The following is a 16,279-nucleotide window of genomic DNA, read 5'->3' as shown; positions in this document are numbered from 1 at the left end:
TCCATGAGTCAACCGACGAGTCTCTTCTTACCCGGCGACGATCATGCCGTGCTGATGTTGCACGGCCTGTCGAGTTCGCCGCTCGAATTGCGTTTTCTCGCCCGCTATCTGAACGCCGAGGGCTTTACCACCTGCGCGCCCGTCCTGCCGGGCTACAGCGCCGGCTCGGAAGAAGAAGCGATGGAGGCGTGGCTCGAGGCGGCCGTGCGCGAGTACGACGCGTTGGCCGAGCGCTTTGCCCGCGTCTCGATCTGCGGGCTATCGATCGGCGCGGCCCTGGCGCTGGCACTGGCGCATCGCCGTCCAGGGGCGCAGTCGCTTGTATTGCTGTCACTGACGCTCTCATACGACGGCTGGGCGATCCCCTGGTATCGTTTCCTGCTCAACTGGGCGTACTTCACGCCGATGCGCAAACGCTGGCGCTACCGCGAGGAGGCGCCGTTCGGCCTGCGCAACGAAGCGCTTCGTGCAAAGATCGCCCGCGCGATGCAGCGCAGTGACTTCAGCGAAGTCGGTCCGTCGACGATTTCATTGCCGGCATTGCACCAGGCGAGCCGCCTCGCCGCGAGCGTGCGCACGCAGGTACGCGACATCAAGACCGATTGCCTGATTGTCCATGCGATCGACGATGAGACGTCGAGCCCACGCAATGCACGTTTTGTCGCCACGAATATCGGCGCTGCCTTTTTACGCACAATCTGGCTGGATGATTCGTATCACATGATTACGTCGGACAACGAGCGCGAAATCGTCGCGCGCGAAACCACCCTGTTTCTGCGCGAGAGCGAAGCCGTCCATAGCGGCGACGACGGCAAACAACAGGTCGTCTCGAAGGCTCTGGCGCGACGCCTCAGGCAACTCGCGGCGCTTGGCAAGGAGCGCGCATGACGGCGGATACCACGCTGAGGTTCGGCAAGCCCACGCGCGTTTCGCTGCGTACCACCCTCAGGTTCGGCAAACCCGCACGCATGTCGCTGCTGCTCGCCGCTGCGCTTGGCCTTTGCGCTGCGCATGCTGCCCACGCGGACGATGCAAGTCCGAACGCGACGACTGACGCCAGCACCGGCGCGGCCACCGACAGCAAATGGAAAATCGGCGTGGGTCCTGGCGTGGTGATTACGCCCAAGTACCCGGGGTCCCGCCAGTTGAGCGTATTCCCGTTCCCTGCGCTGGACATCTCATACGACGACCGGATTTTCTCGCAAGGCCCAGACGTGCTCGGCGTGAACGTGCTGCGCGGTCCTGCCTATCACGTGGGCGCTGCACTGACTTTCGATTTCCAGATGCGCAAGGAGTCCGACGATCCGCGCCTGCATGGACTTGGTGATGTGAATGGCGGGCCGAAACTGAAGCTCTTCGCCGACTATACGTGGTGGGCGTTTACCGGGTCGGTGGCGTTGTACCAGGATATCGCCGGGCATCACCAGGGGACGACGGTCAGCACGGATTTCGTCGCATCCGCACCGGTTGGCGGCTGGTTGTTCTCGGTGGGACCAGGCTTCACCTGGGCGAATGGTACTTATACGCGGACGTTTTTCGGCGTGTCCGGGCAGCAGAGCGCGGCGTCAGGTTTGCCCACGTATAACACCAGTGCAGGCGTGCGGGACGTCCACATGAACGCCATGATGACTTACGACTTTTCGAAGCACTGGAATGGCTCGGTTTCCGCGACTTTCGGGCGACTGGAGCACGACGCGGCGAATAGCCCGATTACCGAAAAAAGATTCGAGCTCAATACGCTCGCTTCGGTGAACTACAAGTTCTAGTTTCTGGTTTCTCGCGCGCTCGCAGCGTGCGAGAAACCAACCGCCAATCACCAATCGCGTTTCAATCCCCCGTACCCAGCTCTTCAACTTCAATCCCCAACTCGGCAGCCATTCGCCGCACCACCACCCGAAGCCGGCTCACCTCGTCGGCAAGCCGCTTCTGTTCAGCTTTGACCGCCTCGAACGCCGACAGCGGCACGACCTCATCGTCCCCGCCCGGCTGGGCAAGATCGCTTGCGCTGACTTCGCCGCATAGCAGATGCATCCAGCGATTTTCGCGCTCGCCCGGCGTGCGGGCCAGCTTCACCACCCGCGGCGGATCGTTGGCAGCCAGTTCGTCGAGAAACGCCTCGACCGACGAGATGTCGGCAAATCCATGCAGACGCGCGCTGTTCAAGCGCAACTCGGCTCCGGTCTGCGGACCGCGCAACAGCAACGTGGTCAGTAACGCTGCCGACTGGCTCGGCAACCCCAACACCCGATTCATGTTGTGTTCGAAACGCGGTACACGGCTGCTGCTGCCTTCCATCACCAGGCTCAGCCGCTTCAATCCGTCGATGGCGGTCAGCACCTCGGCTTCGGTCGCATTCATCACCGGCGCGCGGCCGGTTTTCTGATTGCAACCCAAGGTCAACGCGTTCAGCGAAAGCGGATAACTATCCGGCACGGTGTGCTGCTTTTCGACGAGCACACCAAGCACGCGCCCCTCAAGCAAGGTCAAGGCGCGGATGGAGGGACGGGAAACAGCGTCGGGAGTGGAGTTCATAGAAGATGTCGCGGCATGCGCCGCCGGGTCTCGTGGATGGTGTGCCTTACCGTTGCACAGCCTGGCGGCGGGTTTTAGTTGGTGGCCACTATGATAAACGGCCCGGCCGCTCGCAGTGTACGAATCTCCGCAATGGCGAAGCGTGCCCGGACCGTGTTCGCATCCGGTTCGGCGCATTTTTGTTTCGTTGACGGATTCCCATATTCGAGATAATTTCCCGGATATGGAAAATACACTCGCCGACGACAACGCCATCGACCGCCGCATCGCCCAGCGTCTGCGCGGATTACGCGCCGAGCGCAACTGGTCGCTCGACGATCTCGCCAAGCTGAGCAACGTCAGCCGCGCCACCCTCTCGCGCCTCGAGAACGCCGCCGTGAGCCCCACGGCGAGCGTGCTGGGCAAGCTCTGCGTCGCCTATGGCTTGCCGATGTCGCGTCTCATGCACATGGTCGAAGATGACTTCGCGCCGCTGGTGCCGCGCGACGCGCAGCCGGTCTGGGTCGACCCGAGCGTCGGCTTCCGGCGCCGCTCCGTGTCGCCACCCGCTCAGGCGCTGAGCGGCGAGGCGCTGGAGTGCGAACTCGATGCCGGCGTACGCATCACATACGACGCGTCGCCGAGAGCCGGCCTCGAACATCATCTGATCCTGCTTGAAGGGCAACTGCAGATCACCGTCGACGGCCGAAGTCACGATCTGCAACCCGGCGACTGTCTGCGCTACCAGTTGTTCGGCCCCAGCGCTTTCGTCACGCCCTCGCATAGCGCGGCGCGCTACATCCTCTTCATCGTCTGAGTTCGAGCCACCATGAACGCGACTACCATCACGACCTTTTCCGCCGACGACCTCGTTCGCCATCTGCCCGAACTCGGCGCGCTGCTGCGTGCCTGCGTCCATGACGGTGCGAGCGTTGGCTTTGTATTGCCGTATAGCGTCGAGGAGAGCGAGGCGTTCTGGAGCGGCAAGGTTCTGCCGTCGCTGCGGGCAGGCGCGCTGGTGCTTTTTGTTGCTCGCCATGGCGAGGCGATCGCCGGCACCGTGCAACTCGATTACAACACGATGCCGAACCAGCGTCATCGCGCCGAGGTGCGCAAGCTGCTGGTCCACCCCGCGTTCCGCCGCCAGGGCATCGCCAAAGCGCTGATGGCGGAACTGGAACACCGTGCGCACCAGTTGCAGCGCAGCCTGCTGACGCTCGATACGCGCACCGGCGACAAGGCCGAGCCGCTCTATGCCTCGCTGGGTTATCAGACGGCCGGAGTGATTCCGCAATTTTGCCGCGACACGCTGGAGGAGCGGCTTGATTCAACCACCATCATGTACAAGACGCTGTGAGCGTGACGCAGGCAGGCCGCCTGTGATGCACCACGAGCATGGTAGTCGATACTGACCGATGCTCGGCGAGGAAGGCCGCGATGCAGACTCAGGCGAGTCTGGATCGCGTGGCTTAACGGCGCGAATCGAGCGCGATCCGTACGGCCAGACCGGCGAGCACGGTGCCCATCAGCCAGCGTTGTACCTGTAGCCAGATCGGCCGCCCAGCGAGAAACCCGGCGATCGAACCTGCCATGGTCGCAATCAACGCGTTGATCGTGACGGAGACGACGATTTGCACGCAACCCAGCGCGATCGACTGCGTGAGCACGCTGCCGTGCTCCGGTGAAATAAATTGCGGCAGCAGCGACAGATACATCACCGCGATCTTCGGATTCGCGAGGTTCGTGACGAGCCCCATGGTGAACAGTTTGCCGCGGCTGTCGTGCGGCAGGTCGCGCACCTGGAACGGCGAGCGGCCGCCCGGCTTGACCGCCTGCCACGCCAGATACAGCAGGTAGAGCGCGCCGCCGAAACGCAGCGCGTCGTACGCGTAGGGCACCGTCAACAGCAGTGCGGTGATACCGAACGCCGCGCAAAACATGTAGAACACAAAGCCGAGCGCGACGCCGCCGAGCGACACGAGCCCGGCGCGCCGCCCCTGGCAGAGTGATCGGGAGATCAGATAGATCATGTTCGGGCCGGGCGTGAGCACCATGCCGAGCGAGACCAGGGCAAAGGCAAGCAGCGTTGTGGCAGCGGGCACGGCGTTCTCCTGTGGGAATTGAAGTCGGGCAATGCCGCCAAATATAGCCGACGCCGCCGGTTCAAGCCTTAAACCCCCACGTAAAAAGTCCCTATAGGCAGTTGAATGGCTTTGATTGCGCCAGTGGGGCGGACGCGCCGTTGCATATGGCACCGTACTGTGCCGATTGCGCGCTGCATCGAAAGAAACACTTGCGGTGAAATTTATTGCCCGGTATCGTCGAGCCGTTCTGCAATGCAGCGCGGGAGAGATCGTCAGAGGATTGTGACGACGCCGACGGAGCAACCGCCCCGGAAACTCTCAGGCAAAAGGACCGCGCAGCTGGAACATCTGGAGAGCGGCGCCATGCGCGCCCACCGAAGGGGATTCCCTGCATACCGCTTGCATCGCAAGCGTATGCTCACAGGAAGAAACTCTCAGGTACATGGACAGATGGGGCATCGACGCCGGTTTCGACACGAAATCGACACCGGTGATGCTCAACTACTCTGGACCATGTCATGTCACGAATCGCCATTATCGGCGCCGGCATTACCGGCGTTACGACTGCTCACGCCCTTGCGCAGCGCGGCCACCATGTCACCGTGTTCGAACGTCATCGCTATGCGGCGATGGAGACCTCGTTCGCCAACGGCGGCCAGTTGTCCGCGAGCAATGCCGAAGTCTGGAACAGCGCGGCCACGGTGCTGAAGGGCTTGCGTTGGATGCTCACGCGCGACGCCCCGCTGCTGCTCAATCCGATGCCCACGTGGCACAAGTATTCGTGGATGGGTGAATTTCTGCGGCAGATCCCGCATTACCGCACGAACACTGTCGAAACGGTGCGGCTCGCGATTGCTGCGCGTGAGCATCTGTTTTCGATTGCCGAGCGCGAAGGGATCGACTTCGATCTGGAGCGGCGCGGCATTTTGCACATCTACAAGACGCGCAAGGAATTCGATGCGGCCAGCAAGGTGAATGAACTGCTGCGCGAAGGTGGGCTGGACCGGAATCCGGTGACGTCGAACGAGTTGCACACGATCGAGCCAACGTTGCATGGCGATTTTTTTGGTGGGTTTTTTACGCCTTCCGATTCCACTGGCGATATTCACAAGTTCACGCGCGGGTTGGCTGATGCTTGCGTGCGGCATGGTGTCGAGTTTCACTACGACGCGGAAATTACGGCGATCGAGCAGCCGGCTGAGGGACGGTTCTCGTTGATGGTCAATCTGGAAGGTGAGTCGCAACAGTTTGCTTTCGAGCGGATCGTGGTGTGCGCCGGTGTGAAGAGCCGCGACTTCGCGGCGATGCTTGGCGATCACGTGAACGTCTACCCGGTTAAGGGGTATTCGATCACCGTATGTCTCGATGATGAAGTGAGTCAGCAGAACGCGCCCTGGGTAAGTTTGCTCGACGACAGCGCGAAGATCGTGACGAGCCGGCTTGGCGTGGATCGGTTCCGGGTTGCGGGGACGGCGGAGATCAATGGGTTCAATCGGGATATCCGGTCGGATCGGATTGCGCCGCTGGTCGACTGGACTCGACGGTATTTTCCTGAGGTGTCGACTTCGAAAGTGATTCCTTGGGCGGGGTTAAGGCCGATGTTGCCGAGTATGTTGCCGAAGGTCGGACGCGGAAAACGGCGCGGCGTTTTTTATAACACCGGGCATGGGCATTTGGGGTGGACGTTGTCGGCGGCTACGGCGCAGGTTTTGGCGGGTTCCATTCAATAGGGCTTGTTTGCGTGCGCGGCGCTTACTGCCATACTTCCGGCGGCGCTGCGCGCGCCGTCGCGGTTGTTCATCGAACCCGCCGCCGCGCTTTTGCGATGATGCTTACTAGCCTGGACTCGATCTGACTGGTAGTCCGGAAGCGTCGCCAAAGGCAAATCCAGCTACATCTGCTAGTGTTGTCCAATCGGTGTCCACTCTCGAGGGAGTCTCCATGACCAGATCCCGCTCCGTCACGCGCAGCAACCCAGGCATGCGGCTCACTGATGAACAAATCGCCGCAGAAGCCACGAGACGCTTGGCATGGGATACGGCCGTCCCCCCAAACACCCTGCAAGTCAAAGTCTCACACGGACGCATCACCCTGCTCGGTGTACTTCAACATAACGAGCAACGAGCCGCTGCACTTGAAGACGTTTCCCGCCTGTTCGGCGTCACCGGCGTCTCTGATCACGCCATCGTCAAAGCGAAGTTGCCCTAACCCGCTTTCGCTCGCAACAGCATCCGGCAATGCCTCGCGATCTGCTTCTCCTCCTCGGTGTGAATCGCCCTCACCTTCCCCGCTGAATCCCCTTCCGATAGCCCCAAAAACGCAAGCCCCTCGCACACTCGCTTACGAATCTCCTGGCTGTGTTCGCCGATCCCACCCGTGAACACCAGCAAATCGATCCCACCCAACAAAGCCGCATAGGCGCCGATCGTCTTGCGCACGGCCGTAGCAAACGCATCCAGCGCCAGCGATGCATTCCCATCGCCCGCGGCGGCGCGCTTTTCCAGCGCCTGCATATCACTTTCGCCATCGGCGTAACCGGCGAGGCCGCTCTGGCGATTCAACAGCGTCTCCAGCGCATCGGCATCGAGCTTCTCCACGCGCATCAGATACAGCAGCACGCCTGGGTCAAGGTCGCCGCTTCGCGTGCCCATCGGTACGCCGCCGGTCGGAGTGAGACCCATCGACGTATCGACGGATTTGCCGTTCTGCAATGCACATAAACTCGACCCGTTGCCCAGATGGGCGAAGACTGCTCGCGGCGGCAAATCGGCACCGAGCCGCGCCACCAGCGATTCATACGACAGCCCGTGAAAGCCGTAGCGAATCACACCGGCCTCGGCATAACGGCGCGGCAACGCAAGCTGCGCCGTGCGTGCCGGCAGTGTGGAATGAAACGCCGTATCGAAGCAGGCGAAATGCTCCGCGTCGCCGAAAATCCTGGTTGCCTCGTCGATCAATGCCAGCGCCGGTGGAATGTGCAAGGGCGCAAAGTGCACAGCGTCCTGCAAGCGCTGCCGGACTTCAGCTGTCAGGCGTTGATGCGTTCGCAGATGCGGCCCACCATGCACCACGCGATGCCCCACCGCAACAGGACGCCCGCGCTTCTGCTCCGCAAGCACGCGTGCGAGCTTCTGCAACGCGTCGGTCTGCGACTCCAGCACATCCTCTTCTTGCACCAGTACGCGGCCATCAGGCGACTTGATGCGCAAGCTGCCGTCGCCGCGGCCAATACCTTCGGCGCTGCCTTCCAGCAGCAATGTTTCGTCGCCGCCGGAATGCGTGGAGCGCGCAAACAGTCCGAATTTCAGCGACGACGACCCGCTGTTCAACACCAGAATCGTCGGATTCGGGTCGCCGGTCTTCTCATGAGTCTCCATGGCACGCTCCGCTCAGCCCTTCCACGTCCAGTTGCGGATCTCTTCCTTGTCGATGCCCTCGGCATGCGCATAAGCAAGATGCTCGATGATCTGCCCACGCAGCCACTCTTTCGCGTGGTCGCCGACACCGCGCAGCGCCGGCACGCGATCGATCACGTCGATAGCCAGCGAGAAACGGTCGACCTGATTGATGATCGCCAGTTCGAGCGGCGTATTGATGTTGCCTTTCTCGTGGTAGCCGTGCACGTGCAGATTGCCGTGATTGGTGCGGTTGTACGTGAGTTTATGCACCAACGACGCATACGAATGGAAGTTGAAAATCACCGGCGTGCTGGTGGTAAACAACGAATCGAAATCGCGATCGGACAGACCGTGCGGATGCGCATGTTCAGGCATCAGGCGGAACAGATCGACCACGTTGACGAAGCGGATCTTAAGCTCGGGAAAACGCTCTTTCAGAATCTGCACGGCGGCAAGCGCTTCCATTGTCGCGATGTCGCCTGCGCAAGCCATTACCACGTCCGGCTCGACGCCCTGATCCGTCGACGCCCAATCCCAGATGCCAATGCCCTTGGTGCAATGCGTAACGGCCGAATCCATGTCGAGATACTGCAGATGCGGCTGCTTGTCGGCCACGATCACGTTGACGTAGTCGCGCGAACGCAAACAATGGTCGGCGACGCTCAGCAAACAGTTCGCATCGGGCGGCAGATAAATGCGCACCACGTCCGGGCTCTTGTTGGTGACGACATCGAGAAACCCCGGGTCCTGATGCGTGAAGCCATTGTGATCCTGGCGCCATACCAGCGACGTGATCAGCAGGTTGATCGAGGGCACCGGCTGCCGCCAGCCGAGATCGCGCTTCGCTTTTTCCAGCCACTTGGCGTGCTGGTTGAACATCGAATCGATCACGTGGACGAACGCTTCATAGGTGGCAAAAAGTCCATGGCGTCCGGTCAGCACGTAACCTTCGAACCAGCCTTCGAGCGTGTGCTCGCTCAGCATCTCCATCACGCGGCCGTCCACCGAGAGTTCACCGCCGTCAGCGTCGCTTGCCATGGTTTCGGCCAGCCAGGTTTTCTCGGAGGCCTCGTAGATAGCCGTCAGCTTGTTGCTGGCGGTTTCGTCGGGTCCGAACACGCGGAAGTTCGTCATGTTGTTGCGCATGACGTCGCGCAGAAACGTGCCGAGCACCTCAGTGGGCGACGTGTACGAGCCGCCAGGCTTTTTCACCGCTACCGCGTAGTCGCAAAACGCCGGCAGGTCGAGCGTTTTGCACAGCAGGCCGCCATTCGCATGCGGATTGGCGCTGATGCGGCGCGTGCCTTCAGGCGCGAGTTCGCGCAGTTCCTCGACCAGACGCCCTGTTTTGTCGAATAACGATTCCGGTTCATAACTGCGCAGCCAGCTCTCGACGAGCTTCAGGCTCTTGCTATTCGTGACCGGATCGAGCACCGGCACCTGGTGCGCGCGCCACGAGCCTTCCACCTGATGGCCGTCGACTTCCTTCGGCCCGGTCCAGCCCTTCGGCGAGCGCAGCACGATCATTGGCCAGCGCGGCCGCGTTGCATCATTGGCTTCACGAGCATGCTGCTGGATCGCGCGGATTTCACCGATGCATTGTTCGAGCGTCGCGGCCATCTGCTGATGCATGGTGTCCGGATCGTCGCCTTCGACGAAATACGGCTTGTGGCCATAGCCGATCAGCAACGATTCGAGTTCCTCGCGGGGAATCCGCGCGAGGATCGTCGGATTGGCGATCTTATAGCCGTTCAGATGCAGAACCGGCAGCACCGCGCCATCACGAATCGGGTTGAGGAATTTGTTCGAGTGCCATGAGGTAGCCAGCGGTCCGGTTTCCGCCTCGCCGTCGCCGATCATCACCGTGACGATCAGGCCGGGGTTGTCGAAAGCCGCCCCGTAGCCGTGCGACAGGCTATAGCCGAGCTCGCCGCCTTCGTGAATCGAACCCGGCGTTTCGGGCGTGCAATGTGAGCCGATGCCGCCGGGAAACGAGAACTGGCGGAAGAAGCGCTGCATGCCGGCTTCGTCCTCGCTGCGGTCAGGATAGATTTCCGAGTAGTGGCCCTCCAGGTAGCAATGAGCCAGCGTGGCAGGCGCGCCATGGCCCGGTCCGGCGACATAGATCACGTTCAGATCGAGCTTTTTGATCAGCCGGTTCAGATGCACCAGCAGGAAGCTTTGCCCGGGGTCCGAGCCCCAATGGCCCAGCAGGCGATTCTTGATGTGTTCGGGTTTGAGCGGTTCACGCAATAGCGGGTTGTCGCGCAGGTAGATCATGCCGGCCGAGAGGTAGTTGCAGGCGCGCCAGTAGCGGTCCATCTTGCGCAACGTTTCGGGCTCCAATGTTTTCGGCGGGGACGGACGGGAGGTTGCTTCGGCCATGGTGCCACTCCTTGAAAAGGACTGTCAGGCTGGTTAGCGGGTGCTGCAGCGATTGTTCGCGACGCGATCAGTGAAGAAAAACTGGCAATGGCGGCCGTCCTGTCATGCGCATGACATAACGCAAGCGTAGGGAAAAGGTCCGTTGTGCAAGGTTCCTGGGGGCGGGCCGGCGATCGTCAGGGGTGTGACAGGACATGCGCGTCATGGTTCGGCGCGATCGTCCAAAGCTTGATCTTGCGACGCGTGTGCGTCGCTTTCGTGTAGGCGCGGGAAGCGCCGATAGGGAATTGGCCGATCCGATTGCCGGCCCGAACGTTGGCTAACGCCCGTTCGATTGTTTGTTCGTTCGTTTGCGGGTGTTCAGTTGAAGGCCTTACACCGGCTCTTTCTCTTTCCGTTGTGGTGGCTGGTAGCGCCATTTGCTGGCATTGGGATCGTTGCGGGTGTCGTCGCGTTCGCGTTGCTCGGCGCGCGCTTCGTCGGCGCGGCCGAGTTCGGCGCGCCGGTCGCGCACGGCGCCAGGCGAATCGGACTGACGCAACGGCGACGGCGAACGTCGCGGAGCAGGTATTGGTGACATGGTGCCTCCCTTTTCGAGGATGTGTGACGAATCAACGTTTCTTGCCAGTCCAACGGTGGTCCGGGCGGTGCAGGAGACGAAGCTGACGCAGGTACATCGAAGCGCCGAACATCAGCGCCATGCCTGCTACGATGCCCCAGATTGCGGATGTCATGATTTTTCCTTGGCCCGCCGGCCGCACTGCGTTTGATCGCCTGCGACGTGAAAGTGGGCATCCGATTGAGCGCGCGGTCGATTTTCAGCAAATCGGGTTACGACGCGCGCCAAGCAAGGATCATGCGCTCAATTGGCCGCCGTGTCTGTACGCTGTTGGACTGTCCGGCTGACGGGCGCGGTTGGCGCGGCAGAAGCCGCCGGTCTTGCGCCAAACTTTAAGTGGGCATTAAGTGAATGCGATTAAGCTCTTCATGCTAAATGCGCGACGGCGGGCCGCATCTGGCGCATCCTCTGCTGCTCGCCCTCTATCTGAACGGCCACCATGTCGACACCCAGCCGCCTCAAAGGGCCCCTGATTCTCCTTCTCTCGCTTGTGCTGTTGTGCGCCGGTGTCGCCGTGCTGGTGGGCGTGTTCGGCTTGCTGGTCAAATTGCTGGGCCTTGGCTAGCAAGCCACCCGGTGGGCGCTGAAAGGCAGAAAATCTAGGCGCCCCCTACCGTCCCGCCGCTCAGAAGCATATCGACGTCGATATCAGCCAGCTCCCCAATCCTCTCGATGGTCACATCCGCGGGCGGATTGCTGGAAATCTCCTTGGGATCGAATGCGTAGTGCCCTTGGCGAGGGAAAACCGTAGTCAGCGTCTCTCCCCAGGCCTTCTTCATGGCGGTCAGAATCCGCAATTTGTCGTCCACCATCACATAGTGCCGGGCTGGATAGCACTCCATCACCTGATCGAGCATCTGTTCCTTATGGATGTAGATCAAAACCCGTCCCCCTACCTCTTCCCATAGGCCCGAACGGGAAATCTTGCGCGGCTGGAACACCACATCGCCGTCGGACAAAATCACCGCAGGCCCCCACTGCGACACATGTTTGATCGCATCCAATGCCCCCGGATACAGCCGGTTCGCAAACGGATAATCGATCAGAAACGCCGACATCAACAACAGGCGTGTGTCCCGAGGGTTCTCCAGCCGATACCGCTGCAACGCGCCGAGGTAATCGGCGTAGCCAAGCTCCGCCCGCAGACCTTCGAAAATTTCCCAGTACCGCGCACAGTTCTGCTCGCCGAACTCCCGTTTCATCTGCGCGCGTAAATCCGCCAGCACATGATCGTTGTCCAGCAACGTGTTATCGCAATCGAATAGAAAGACGACGTCGTGAGGCGTGGTATTAGAGGCTTGCATTGCGGCTCCCCGGAATTAGCTCTTGTGTCCATCGGCCGGCGTGGCCGCTTTCTCGACGTGACCGCCGAAGTCGTGCCGCATGGCCGACAACACCCGGTTCGCAAAATCCGCGTCGCCCCGCGAACTGAAACGCGCGAATAGCGCCGCGCTCAGCACCGGCGTCGGCACGCCTTCGTCGATCGCTGCCGCCACCGTCCAGCGCCCTTCGCCCGAATCCGATACGCGCCCTGCGTAGCTTTGCAGATCGGCGTCGCTGACAAGCGATCCTGCTATCAGGTCCAGCAGCCACGAACCGATCACGCTGCCGCGCCGCCATACCTCGGTGACCTCGGCGAGATTCAGTTCGTATTGGTAAAGCTCGGGACGGCGCAGCGGCGATGTTTCGGCATCGGCTTCGCGCGCGTGTTTGCCGGCATCGGCGTGACGCAGAATGTTCAGGCCTTCGGCATACGCGGCCATCATGCCGTATTCGATGCCGTTGTGGACCATCTTCACGAAGTGCCCGGCGCCCTGCGGACCGCAATGCAGGAAGCCCTGATCGGCCGTGCTGCTGCCGGCTGCGCGCCCCGGCGTGGCAGGCGCTGCGCCCGCACCCGGAGCAAGCGTCGAGAAAATCGGTTCGAGCCGTTTCACGACTTCAGTCTCGCCGCCGATCATCAGACAGTAGCCGCGCTCACGTCCCGCGACGCCGCCGCTCGTGCCGACGTCCACATAGTGAAGCCCGCGCTGTGCGAGTTCGGCGCTACGGCGTATGTCGTCGTGGTAATAAGAGTTGCCGCCGTCGATCACAATGTCGCCGGGCTCCAGCAAGGGCACGAGGTTCTCGAGCGTCCTGTCGACCACCGCCGCGGGCACCATCAGCCACACTGCGCGCGGTTTTTGCAGTTGCGCGACCAGGTCTTCCAGCGATGCGGCACCCGCGACGCCGTCCTGTTTCAGTTTTTCCACCGCCGCCAGTTGGACGTCGTAAGCGATGCATTGCTGACCGCCCTTCGTCAGGCGCCGCACCATGTCCGCGCCCATGCGTCCCAATCCAATCATGCCTAGCTGCATATCTCGCTCCGGAAAGTGTCTCGTTGCGCTGCTCGATCTGGCTCGGTGTGCTGCGGCCATGCCGCGCGCTCCGCAGGCGGCAAGTGGCTCTCCTAACTGTAGTTGCGTTTTGTGTGATCCGACGGACACACGGTAGCAGGCTCGCACCGTCCATGCAGTGAATCGGGCACCCCTGCCTGCATCAAACGACAATACGCTTCTTTGGTGAGGTTTTGCGCAGCCAGAAGTTCCGGACGTGCTTCGGTATGCGCTGCAGTCAGGACGTAGGCTTCGATTTAGCTAACTGCCTTCTTACACTTCTGGCACGGGATAAAGCGCGACGCTTTCGCGGGCGCCGCCGCATGTGGGCATGGATCGGATCGGCTTGAGCGCGCCAAGGGCGTGGCAAGTACGAACTGCAAGCCCTATTGCCGGCGCGCCTGGACCTTCTCGTATTGCTGGAGCGCGAAACGCCGCACCGCACGCCACATGAGCGGATAACGATAGCCCGGCACGGCAAACAGCACCAGCGCACAAAGCGCCAGCAATCCGCAGAACAGGAAGGTGCCGCGATAGCTGAATGCCTCGACCAGCAAACCCGACAACACGCCGGAGAGAATCGAGCCGACCCGCGCTGCGTTGAAGAATAACGCCGTCGCGCGGCCCGGCGCATGCGGCATCAGATCCTGTACGTAGACCATGCCGAGGCACGAAGTCACCGCGACCACGAACGCGTTGAGTATCTGCATCGGGATCAGCACGTGGACGGTCCCCGCCACGGACATTGCGACGAAATACAGCGCGTGAACCGCTGCGCAGGCGGCCAGCCAGTTCGGCTTGTGCAGCGTCGACGACTTCGCGCCGAGCGCGAGCATCATCGGAATTTCCGTCAAGGCGCCGAGCCCGAGCATCACCGACACGTCGAGATGCGTGCCGTTCAGGCCGTGCACGATGTAGAGCGGCAGCACGATCATGGTGGCGTTCGCGGCGAGACCCAGCAAGGTGAGCGCAGCCACGGCACGGCGGATGTCGTTCTGCGAGGCGACGCCCGGCAAGTCCTCGTGCGCCTCTTCGCCGGGTGCGGTCAGCGGCGGCACCGTGATCGAGGCCGACGGCTCCGAGGCCGTGTCTTCGACCGTGTGATCGCCCAGATGGCCTTGCGGCTCCCGCATGCGCCAGACAATGGTCGCGCAGGTCGCGAAACTTGCCGCCGCGAACAGGAAGAGCCCATAGAAGCCGGCGCCGGCGAGCACCAGTGCGCCCACCGACGGCCCGAACACCCACGCCGCCGAGAGGATGGTCCGCAAGGTGGCGCTGGCGAATGCGCGCTCCGCGGGGTCCGGCACCGGCAGTGCCGCGCGGCTGAACGAGAACACCATCGAGATGGCCGAGCCGCCCGCGCCGATGAAGACAATGCCGACCGCCAGCAGCAGCCGGTAGTCACGCACTACGCATAGACAGAGATAACCGAGAGCGGCGGCCACCAGTGCCGCCAGCAGCAACGGCCGATGCCGTCCGCTCGTGTCGCTCCAGCGGCCGGCGAAGGTGCTGGCGAGCACCCCGCTGGCAGCGATCAGCGTCATGAAGATGCCGAGCCTGAGCGGCGTCATGCCGGCGCGCTCTACGCCGAACAGCGACAGATACGGAGCGGTGAACGACATCGCCACACCAAGCATGAGGGTGGCGGCGGCCAGCGGCTTGAAGCCAGGGATGTGCAGCAGGTCGAAAAAAAGGGAGGTTTTCAACACGGGTGGCGGTGGGTCAGGGAAAGCGAGTCTGCGACGCGCGATGCGCGGCGCAGACTTCGTGGCCGGAACGAACGGGGCATTATCGGCCTGGCTTGCCGACGCGTAAACCTGCGCCCTCGCATCCCAATTCAGGGGATCTGCTCAGGGGGATGTACGTGAGTGGCTTGAGCCTCAGCACTATCCGCTCCCGCCGAACTGCCCTCGCCCGCCGGACGCACGACGACGTATCCGCGCTGCTCGAGCGTCCAACGGTGCCACTGGTTGCCATAAACACCACAGACAACGCCGAACAGCACCGACAGCACCAGCCCGATCGTGCCGATCGTTTCACCCCACAAGCCCGAGAAAAACAGCAACGTGTTGACCGCCAGCATGATGAAAGTGGCAAACCACATTCTCTTCGACATGGCCCAAACGAAGCCCAATAGCAACGCGCCCCAACTGAAACCGGTGGCGACCGCAACCGTTTCATCCTTGCCGGGGTGCCGAAGGTAGATCTTTTCTGCCATGTCCTTTCCTGAACGCGATGGTGCCTCGAGGGCGAATCATGACGTTTAACATGTCACGCTGACAAGAATATGCGTTTGTGTGAATACAGGCACTGGCCGAGGAACAACACGTTAGCGTTGAGGACTTTTTCCAGAACCCTGCAGGTCAGGATGCTTTGGCGCTGGCGGTAACGCAATGCGCGAGGTAGCAGGTTTTGTGCTTCGGCTGGCATTGTGGGTTTGCCTGCGCACAGGCAACTGCCACCCGCGCTGACGATCCTGACCATAGCTGCTACTCTTACAAAAATCGACGGGCAGCGAGACTCCGCGACAGTGGAAAGCCCTGCCGGCACAGGTAAAAAGCACCGGAGCACTCATGGCAACCCGAACAGCCTATTCCCCCAAAGCGCCCGCACGAGCCGAAGTCGACGCCTTCCCTGGCGTCACGGTCATAGAATTCGGCACGGACTGGTGCGGCTACTGCCAGGGCGCACAAGCATCGATCGCAAAAGCTTTCGAACCGCATGCCGGCATCAGGCATCTGAAAATCGAAGACGGTCCCGGCCGCCCGCTGGGCCGGTCCTTCAAGGTGAAACTCTGGCCCACGCTGATCTTCATGCGCGACGGCGCCGAAGTCGCACGCATTGTGCGCCCGGCTAACGCCACTGAGATAGCCGAGGCTTTCGCGTCGGTCTGACAAGACTTCATCC

The 16,279-nt window shown here is 61.8% G+C and carries 18 protein-coding genes and 1 riboswitch; of the genes, 8 read left to right on the top strand and 10 right to left on the bottom strand.

Annotation, left to right across the window (positions count from 1 at the left end):
- The first annotated feature begins 3 nt into the window (after positions 1–3).
- Both M0D67_RS17525 and M0D67_RS17520 read left to right on the top strand, forming a co-directional pair.
- Positions 4–888, top strand: a complete 885-nt coding sequence (locus M0D67_RS17525) for a carboxylesterase (RefSeq protein WP_154560434.1) — start codon at positions 4–6, stop codon at positions 886–888.
- A gap of 80 nt (positions 889–968) precedes the next feature.
- Complete coding sequence (locus M0D67_RS17520; RefSeq protein WP_266239322.1) at positions 969–1,766, top strand: MipA/OmpV family protein; 798 nt, start codon at positions 969–971, stop codon at positions 1,764–1,766.
- 61 nt (positions 1,767–1,827) lie between these two features.
- On the opposite strand, the gene M0D67_RS17515 is transcribed toward M0D67_RS17520, so the two are convergent.
- On the bottom strand, positions 1,828–2,532 hold the full coding sequence (locus M0D67_RS17515; protein ID WP_154560435.1) for a YceH family protein: 705 nt from the start codon (positions 2,530–2,532) through the stop codon (positions 1,828–1,830).
- A 223-nt stretch (positions 2,533–2,755) separates the two neighbouring features.
- Here M0D67_RS17515 and M0D67_RS17510 point away from each other — a divergent pair, with 223 nt between their 5' ends.
- Complete coding sequence (locus M0D67_RS17510) at positions 2,756–3,328, top strand: helix-turn-helix domain-containing protein (protein ID WP_154560436.1); 573 nt, start codon at positions 2,756–2,758, stop codon at positions 3,326–3,328.
- A 12-nt stretch (positions 3,329–3,340) separates the two neighbouring features.
- The gene (locus tag M0D67_RS17505) at positions 3,341–3,868 is read left to right on the top strand and encodes a GNAT family N-acetyltransferase (protein WP_266239285.1); all 528 of its coding nucleotides are present in this window, start codon (positions 3,341–3,343) and stop codon (positions 3,866–3,868) included.
- Positions 3,869–3,980: 112 nt separating this feature from the next.
- Here the strand turns inward: M0D67_RS17505 and M0D67_RS17500 are convergent, their stop codons facing one another.
- Entirely contained in the window at positions 3,981–4,613 is a 633-nt protein-coding gene (locus M0D67_RS17500) for a LysE family translocator (protein ID WP_168435690.1), read from the bottom strand.
- A 232-nt stretch (positions 4,614–4,845) separates the two neighbouring features.
- A riboswitch (glycine riboswitch) is annotated at positions 4,846–4,939 on the top strand.
- 174 nt (positions 4,940–5,113) lie between these two features.
- Here M0D67_RS17500 and M0D67_RS17495 point away from each other — a divergent pair.
- Positions 5,114–6,325 carry a D-amino acid dehydrogenase gene (locus M0D67_RS17495; RefSeq protein ID WP_266239284.1) on the top strand — a complete coding sequence of 404 codons (1,212 nt, stop codon included), beginning with the start codon at positions 5,114–5,116 and terminating at the stop codon, positions 6,323–6,325.
- A gap of 211 nt (positions 6,326–6,536) precedes the next feature.
- On the top strand, positions 6,537–6,803 hold the full coding sequence (locus M0D67_RS17490; RefSeq protein ID WP_266239283.1) for a BON domain-containing protein: 267 nt from the start codon (positions 6,537–6,539) through the stop codon (positions 6,801–6,803).
- Here the strand turns inward: M0D67_RS17490 and M0D67_RS17485 are convergent.
- From M0D67_RS17485 to M0D67_RS17470, 4 genes are all read right to left on the bottom strand, one after another.
- Positions 6,800–7,972: an acetate/propionate family kinase gene (locus M0D67_RS17485; protein WP_266239282.1), complete on the bottom strand. Its 1,173-nt coding sequence runs from the start codon at positions 7,970–7,972 to the stop codon at positions 6,800–6,802. The genes M0D67_RS17490 and M0D67_RS17485 overlap by 4 nt on opposite strands.
- Positions 7,973–7,984: 12 nt before the next feature.
- Entirely contained in the window at positions 7,985–10,378 is a 2,394-nt protein-coding gene (locus M0D67_RS17480) for a phosphoketolase (protein WP_266239281.1), read from the bottom strand.
- 373 nt (positions 10,379–10,751) lie between these two features.
- Complete coding sequence (locus M0D67_RS17475; protein WP_101563197.1) at positions 10,752–10,958, bottom strand: hypothetical protein; 207 nt, start codon at positions 10,956–10,958, stop codon at positions 10,752–10,754.
- A 31-nt stretch (positions 10,959–10,989) separates the two neighbouring features.
- Entirely contained in the window at positions 10,990–11,112 is a 123-nt protein-coding gene (locus M0D67_RS17470) for a hypothetical protein (protein WP_266239280.1), read from the bottom strand.
- Positions 11,113–11,436: 324 nt separating this feature from the next.
- Between M0D67_RS17470 and M0D67_RS17465 the strand changes: the two genes are divergently transcribed.
- The gene (locus tag M0D67_RS17465; protein ID WP_257021129.1) at positions 11,437–11,562 is read left to right on the top strand and encodes a hypothetical protein; all 126 of its coding nucleotides are present in this window, start codon (positions 11,437–11,439) and stop codon (positions 11,560–11,562) included.
- Between the two features lie 34 nt (positions 11,563–11,596).
- Here M0D67_RS17465 and M0D67_RS17460 read toward each other — a convergent pair whose 3' ends face one another.
- From M0D67_RS17460 to M0D67_RS17445, 4 genes are all read right to left on the bottom strand, one after another.
- A complete protein-coding gene (locus tag M0D67_RS17460; protein ID WP_171927091.1) occupies positions 11,597–12,301 on the bottom strand; it encodes an HAD family hydrolase in 705 nt (234 codons plus the stop codon).
- 15 nt (positions 12,302–12,316) lie between these two features.
- Entirely contained in the window at positions 12,317–13,354 is a 1,038-nt protein-coding gene (gene gnd / locus M0D67_RS17455) for a phosphogluconate dehydrogenase (NAD(+)-dependent, decarboxylating) (RefSeq protein ID WP_266239279.1), read from the bottom strand.
- Between the two features lie 404 nt (positions 13,355–13,758).
- The gene (locus tag M0D67_RS17450) at positions 13,759–15,081 is read right to left on the bottom strand and encodes a sugar efflux transporter (RefSeq protein WP_266239278.1); all 1,323 of its coding nucleotides are present in this window, start codon (positions 15,079–15,081) and stop codon (positions 13,759–13,761) included.
- 128 nt (positions 15,082–15,209) lie between these two features.
- Entirely contained in the window at positions 15,210–15,590 is a 381-nt protein-coding gene (locus M0D67_RS17445; protein WP_266239277.1) for a DUF2628 domain-containing protein, read from the bottom strand.
- 355 nt (positions 15,591–15,945) lie between these two features.
- On the opposite strand from M0D67_RS17445, the gene M0D67_RS17440 reads away from it, so the two are divergent.
- Positions 15,946–16,266, top strand: coding sequence for a thioredoxin family protein (locus M0D67_RS17440; RefSeq protein WP_054035427.1), 321 nt, complete (start codon positions 15,946–15,948; stop codon positions 16,264–16,266).
- Positions 16,267–16,279 lie beyond the last annotated feature (13 nt).

The sequence above is a fragment of the Paraburkholderia sp. SECH4 genome (genome assembly GCF_030511745.1).
GTDB classification, from domain to species: Bacteria; Pseudomonadota; Gammaproteobacteria; order Burkholderiales; family Burkholderiaceae; genus Paraburkholderia; species Paraburkholderia madseniana.
Note: the sequence above shows the minus strand (reverse complement) of the source record. Positions and strands in the feature narration are given on the sequence as shown.

Coding starts and splice junctions, on each gene's coding strand:
- M0D67_RS17525 (WP_154560434.1), top strand. CDS start 4: ATGAGTCAACCGACGAGTCTCTTCTTACCCGGCGACGATCATGCCGTG.
- M0D67_RS17520 (WP_266239322.1), top strand. CDS start 969: ATGTCGCTGCTGCTCGCCGCTGCGCTTGGCCTTTGCGCTGCGCATGCT.
- M0D67_RS17515 (WP_154560435.1), bottom strand. CDS start 2,532: ATGAACTCCACTCCCGACGCTGTTTCCCGTCCCTCCATCCGCGCCTTG.
- M0D67_RS17510 (WP_154560436.1), top strand. CDS start 2,756: ATGGAAAATACACTCGCCGACGACAACGCCATCGACCGCCGCATCGCC.
- M0D67_RS17505 (WP_266239285.1), top strand. CDS start 3,341: ATGAACGCGACTACCATCACGACCTTTTCCGCCGACGACCTCGTTCGC.
- M0D67_RS17495 (WP_266239284.1), top strand. CDS start 5,114: ATGTCACGAATCGCCATTATCGGCGCCGGCATTACCGGCGTTACGACT.
- M0D67_RS17490 (WP_266239283.1), top strand. CDS start 6,537: ATGACCAGATCCCGCTCCGTCACGCGCAGCAACCCAGGCATGCGGCTC.
- M0D67_RS17485 (WP_266239282.1), bottom strand. CDS start 7,972: ATGGAGACTCATGAGAAGACCGGCGACCCGAATCCGACGATTCTGGTG.
- M0D67_RS17480 (WP_266239281.1), bottom strand. CDS start 10,378: ATGGCCGAAGCAACCTCCCGTCCGTCCCCGCCGAAAACATTGGAGCCC.
- M0D67_RS17475 (WP_101563197.1), bottom strand. CDS start 10,958: ATGTCACCAATACCTGCTCCGCGACGTTCGCCGTCGCCGTTGCGTCAG.
- M0D67_RS17470 (WP_266239280.1), bottom strand. CDS start 11,112: ATGACATCCGCAATCTGGGGCATCGTAGCAGGCATGGCGCTGATGTTC.
- M0D67_RS17465 (WP_257021129.1), top strand. CDS start 11,437: ATGTCGACACCCAGCCGCCTCAAAGGGCCCCTGATTCTCCTTCTCTCG.
- M0D67_RS17460 (WP_171927091.1), bottom strand. CDS start 12,301: ATGCAAGCCTCTAATACCACGCCTCACGACGTCGTCTTTCTATTCGAT.
- gnd (WP_266239279.1), bottom strand. CDS start 13,354: ATGCAGCTAGGCATGATTGGATTGGGACGCATGGGCGCGGACATGGTG.
- M0D67_RS17445 (WP_266239277.1), bottom strand. CDS start 15,590: ATGGCAGAAAAGATCTACCTTCGGCACCCCGGCAAGGATGAAACGGTT.
- M0D67_RS17440 (WP_054035427.1), top strand. CDS start 15,946: ATGGCAACCCGAACAGCCTATTCCCCCAAAGCGCCCGCACGAGCCGAA.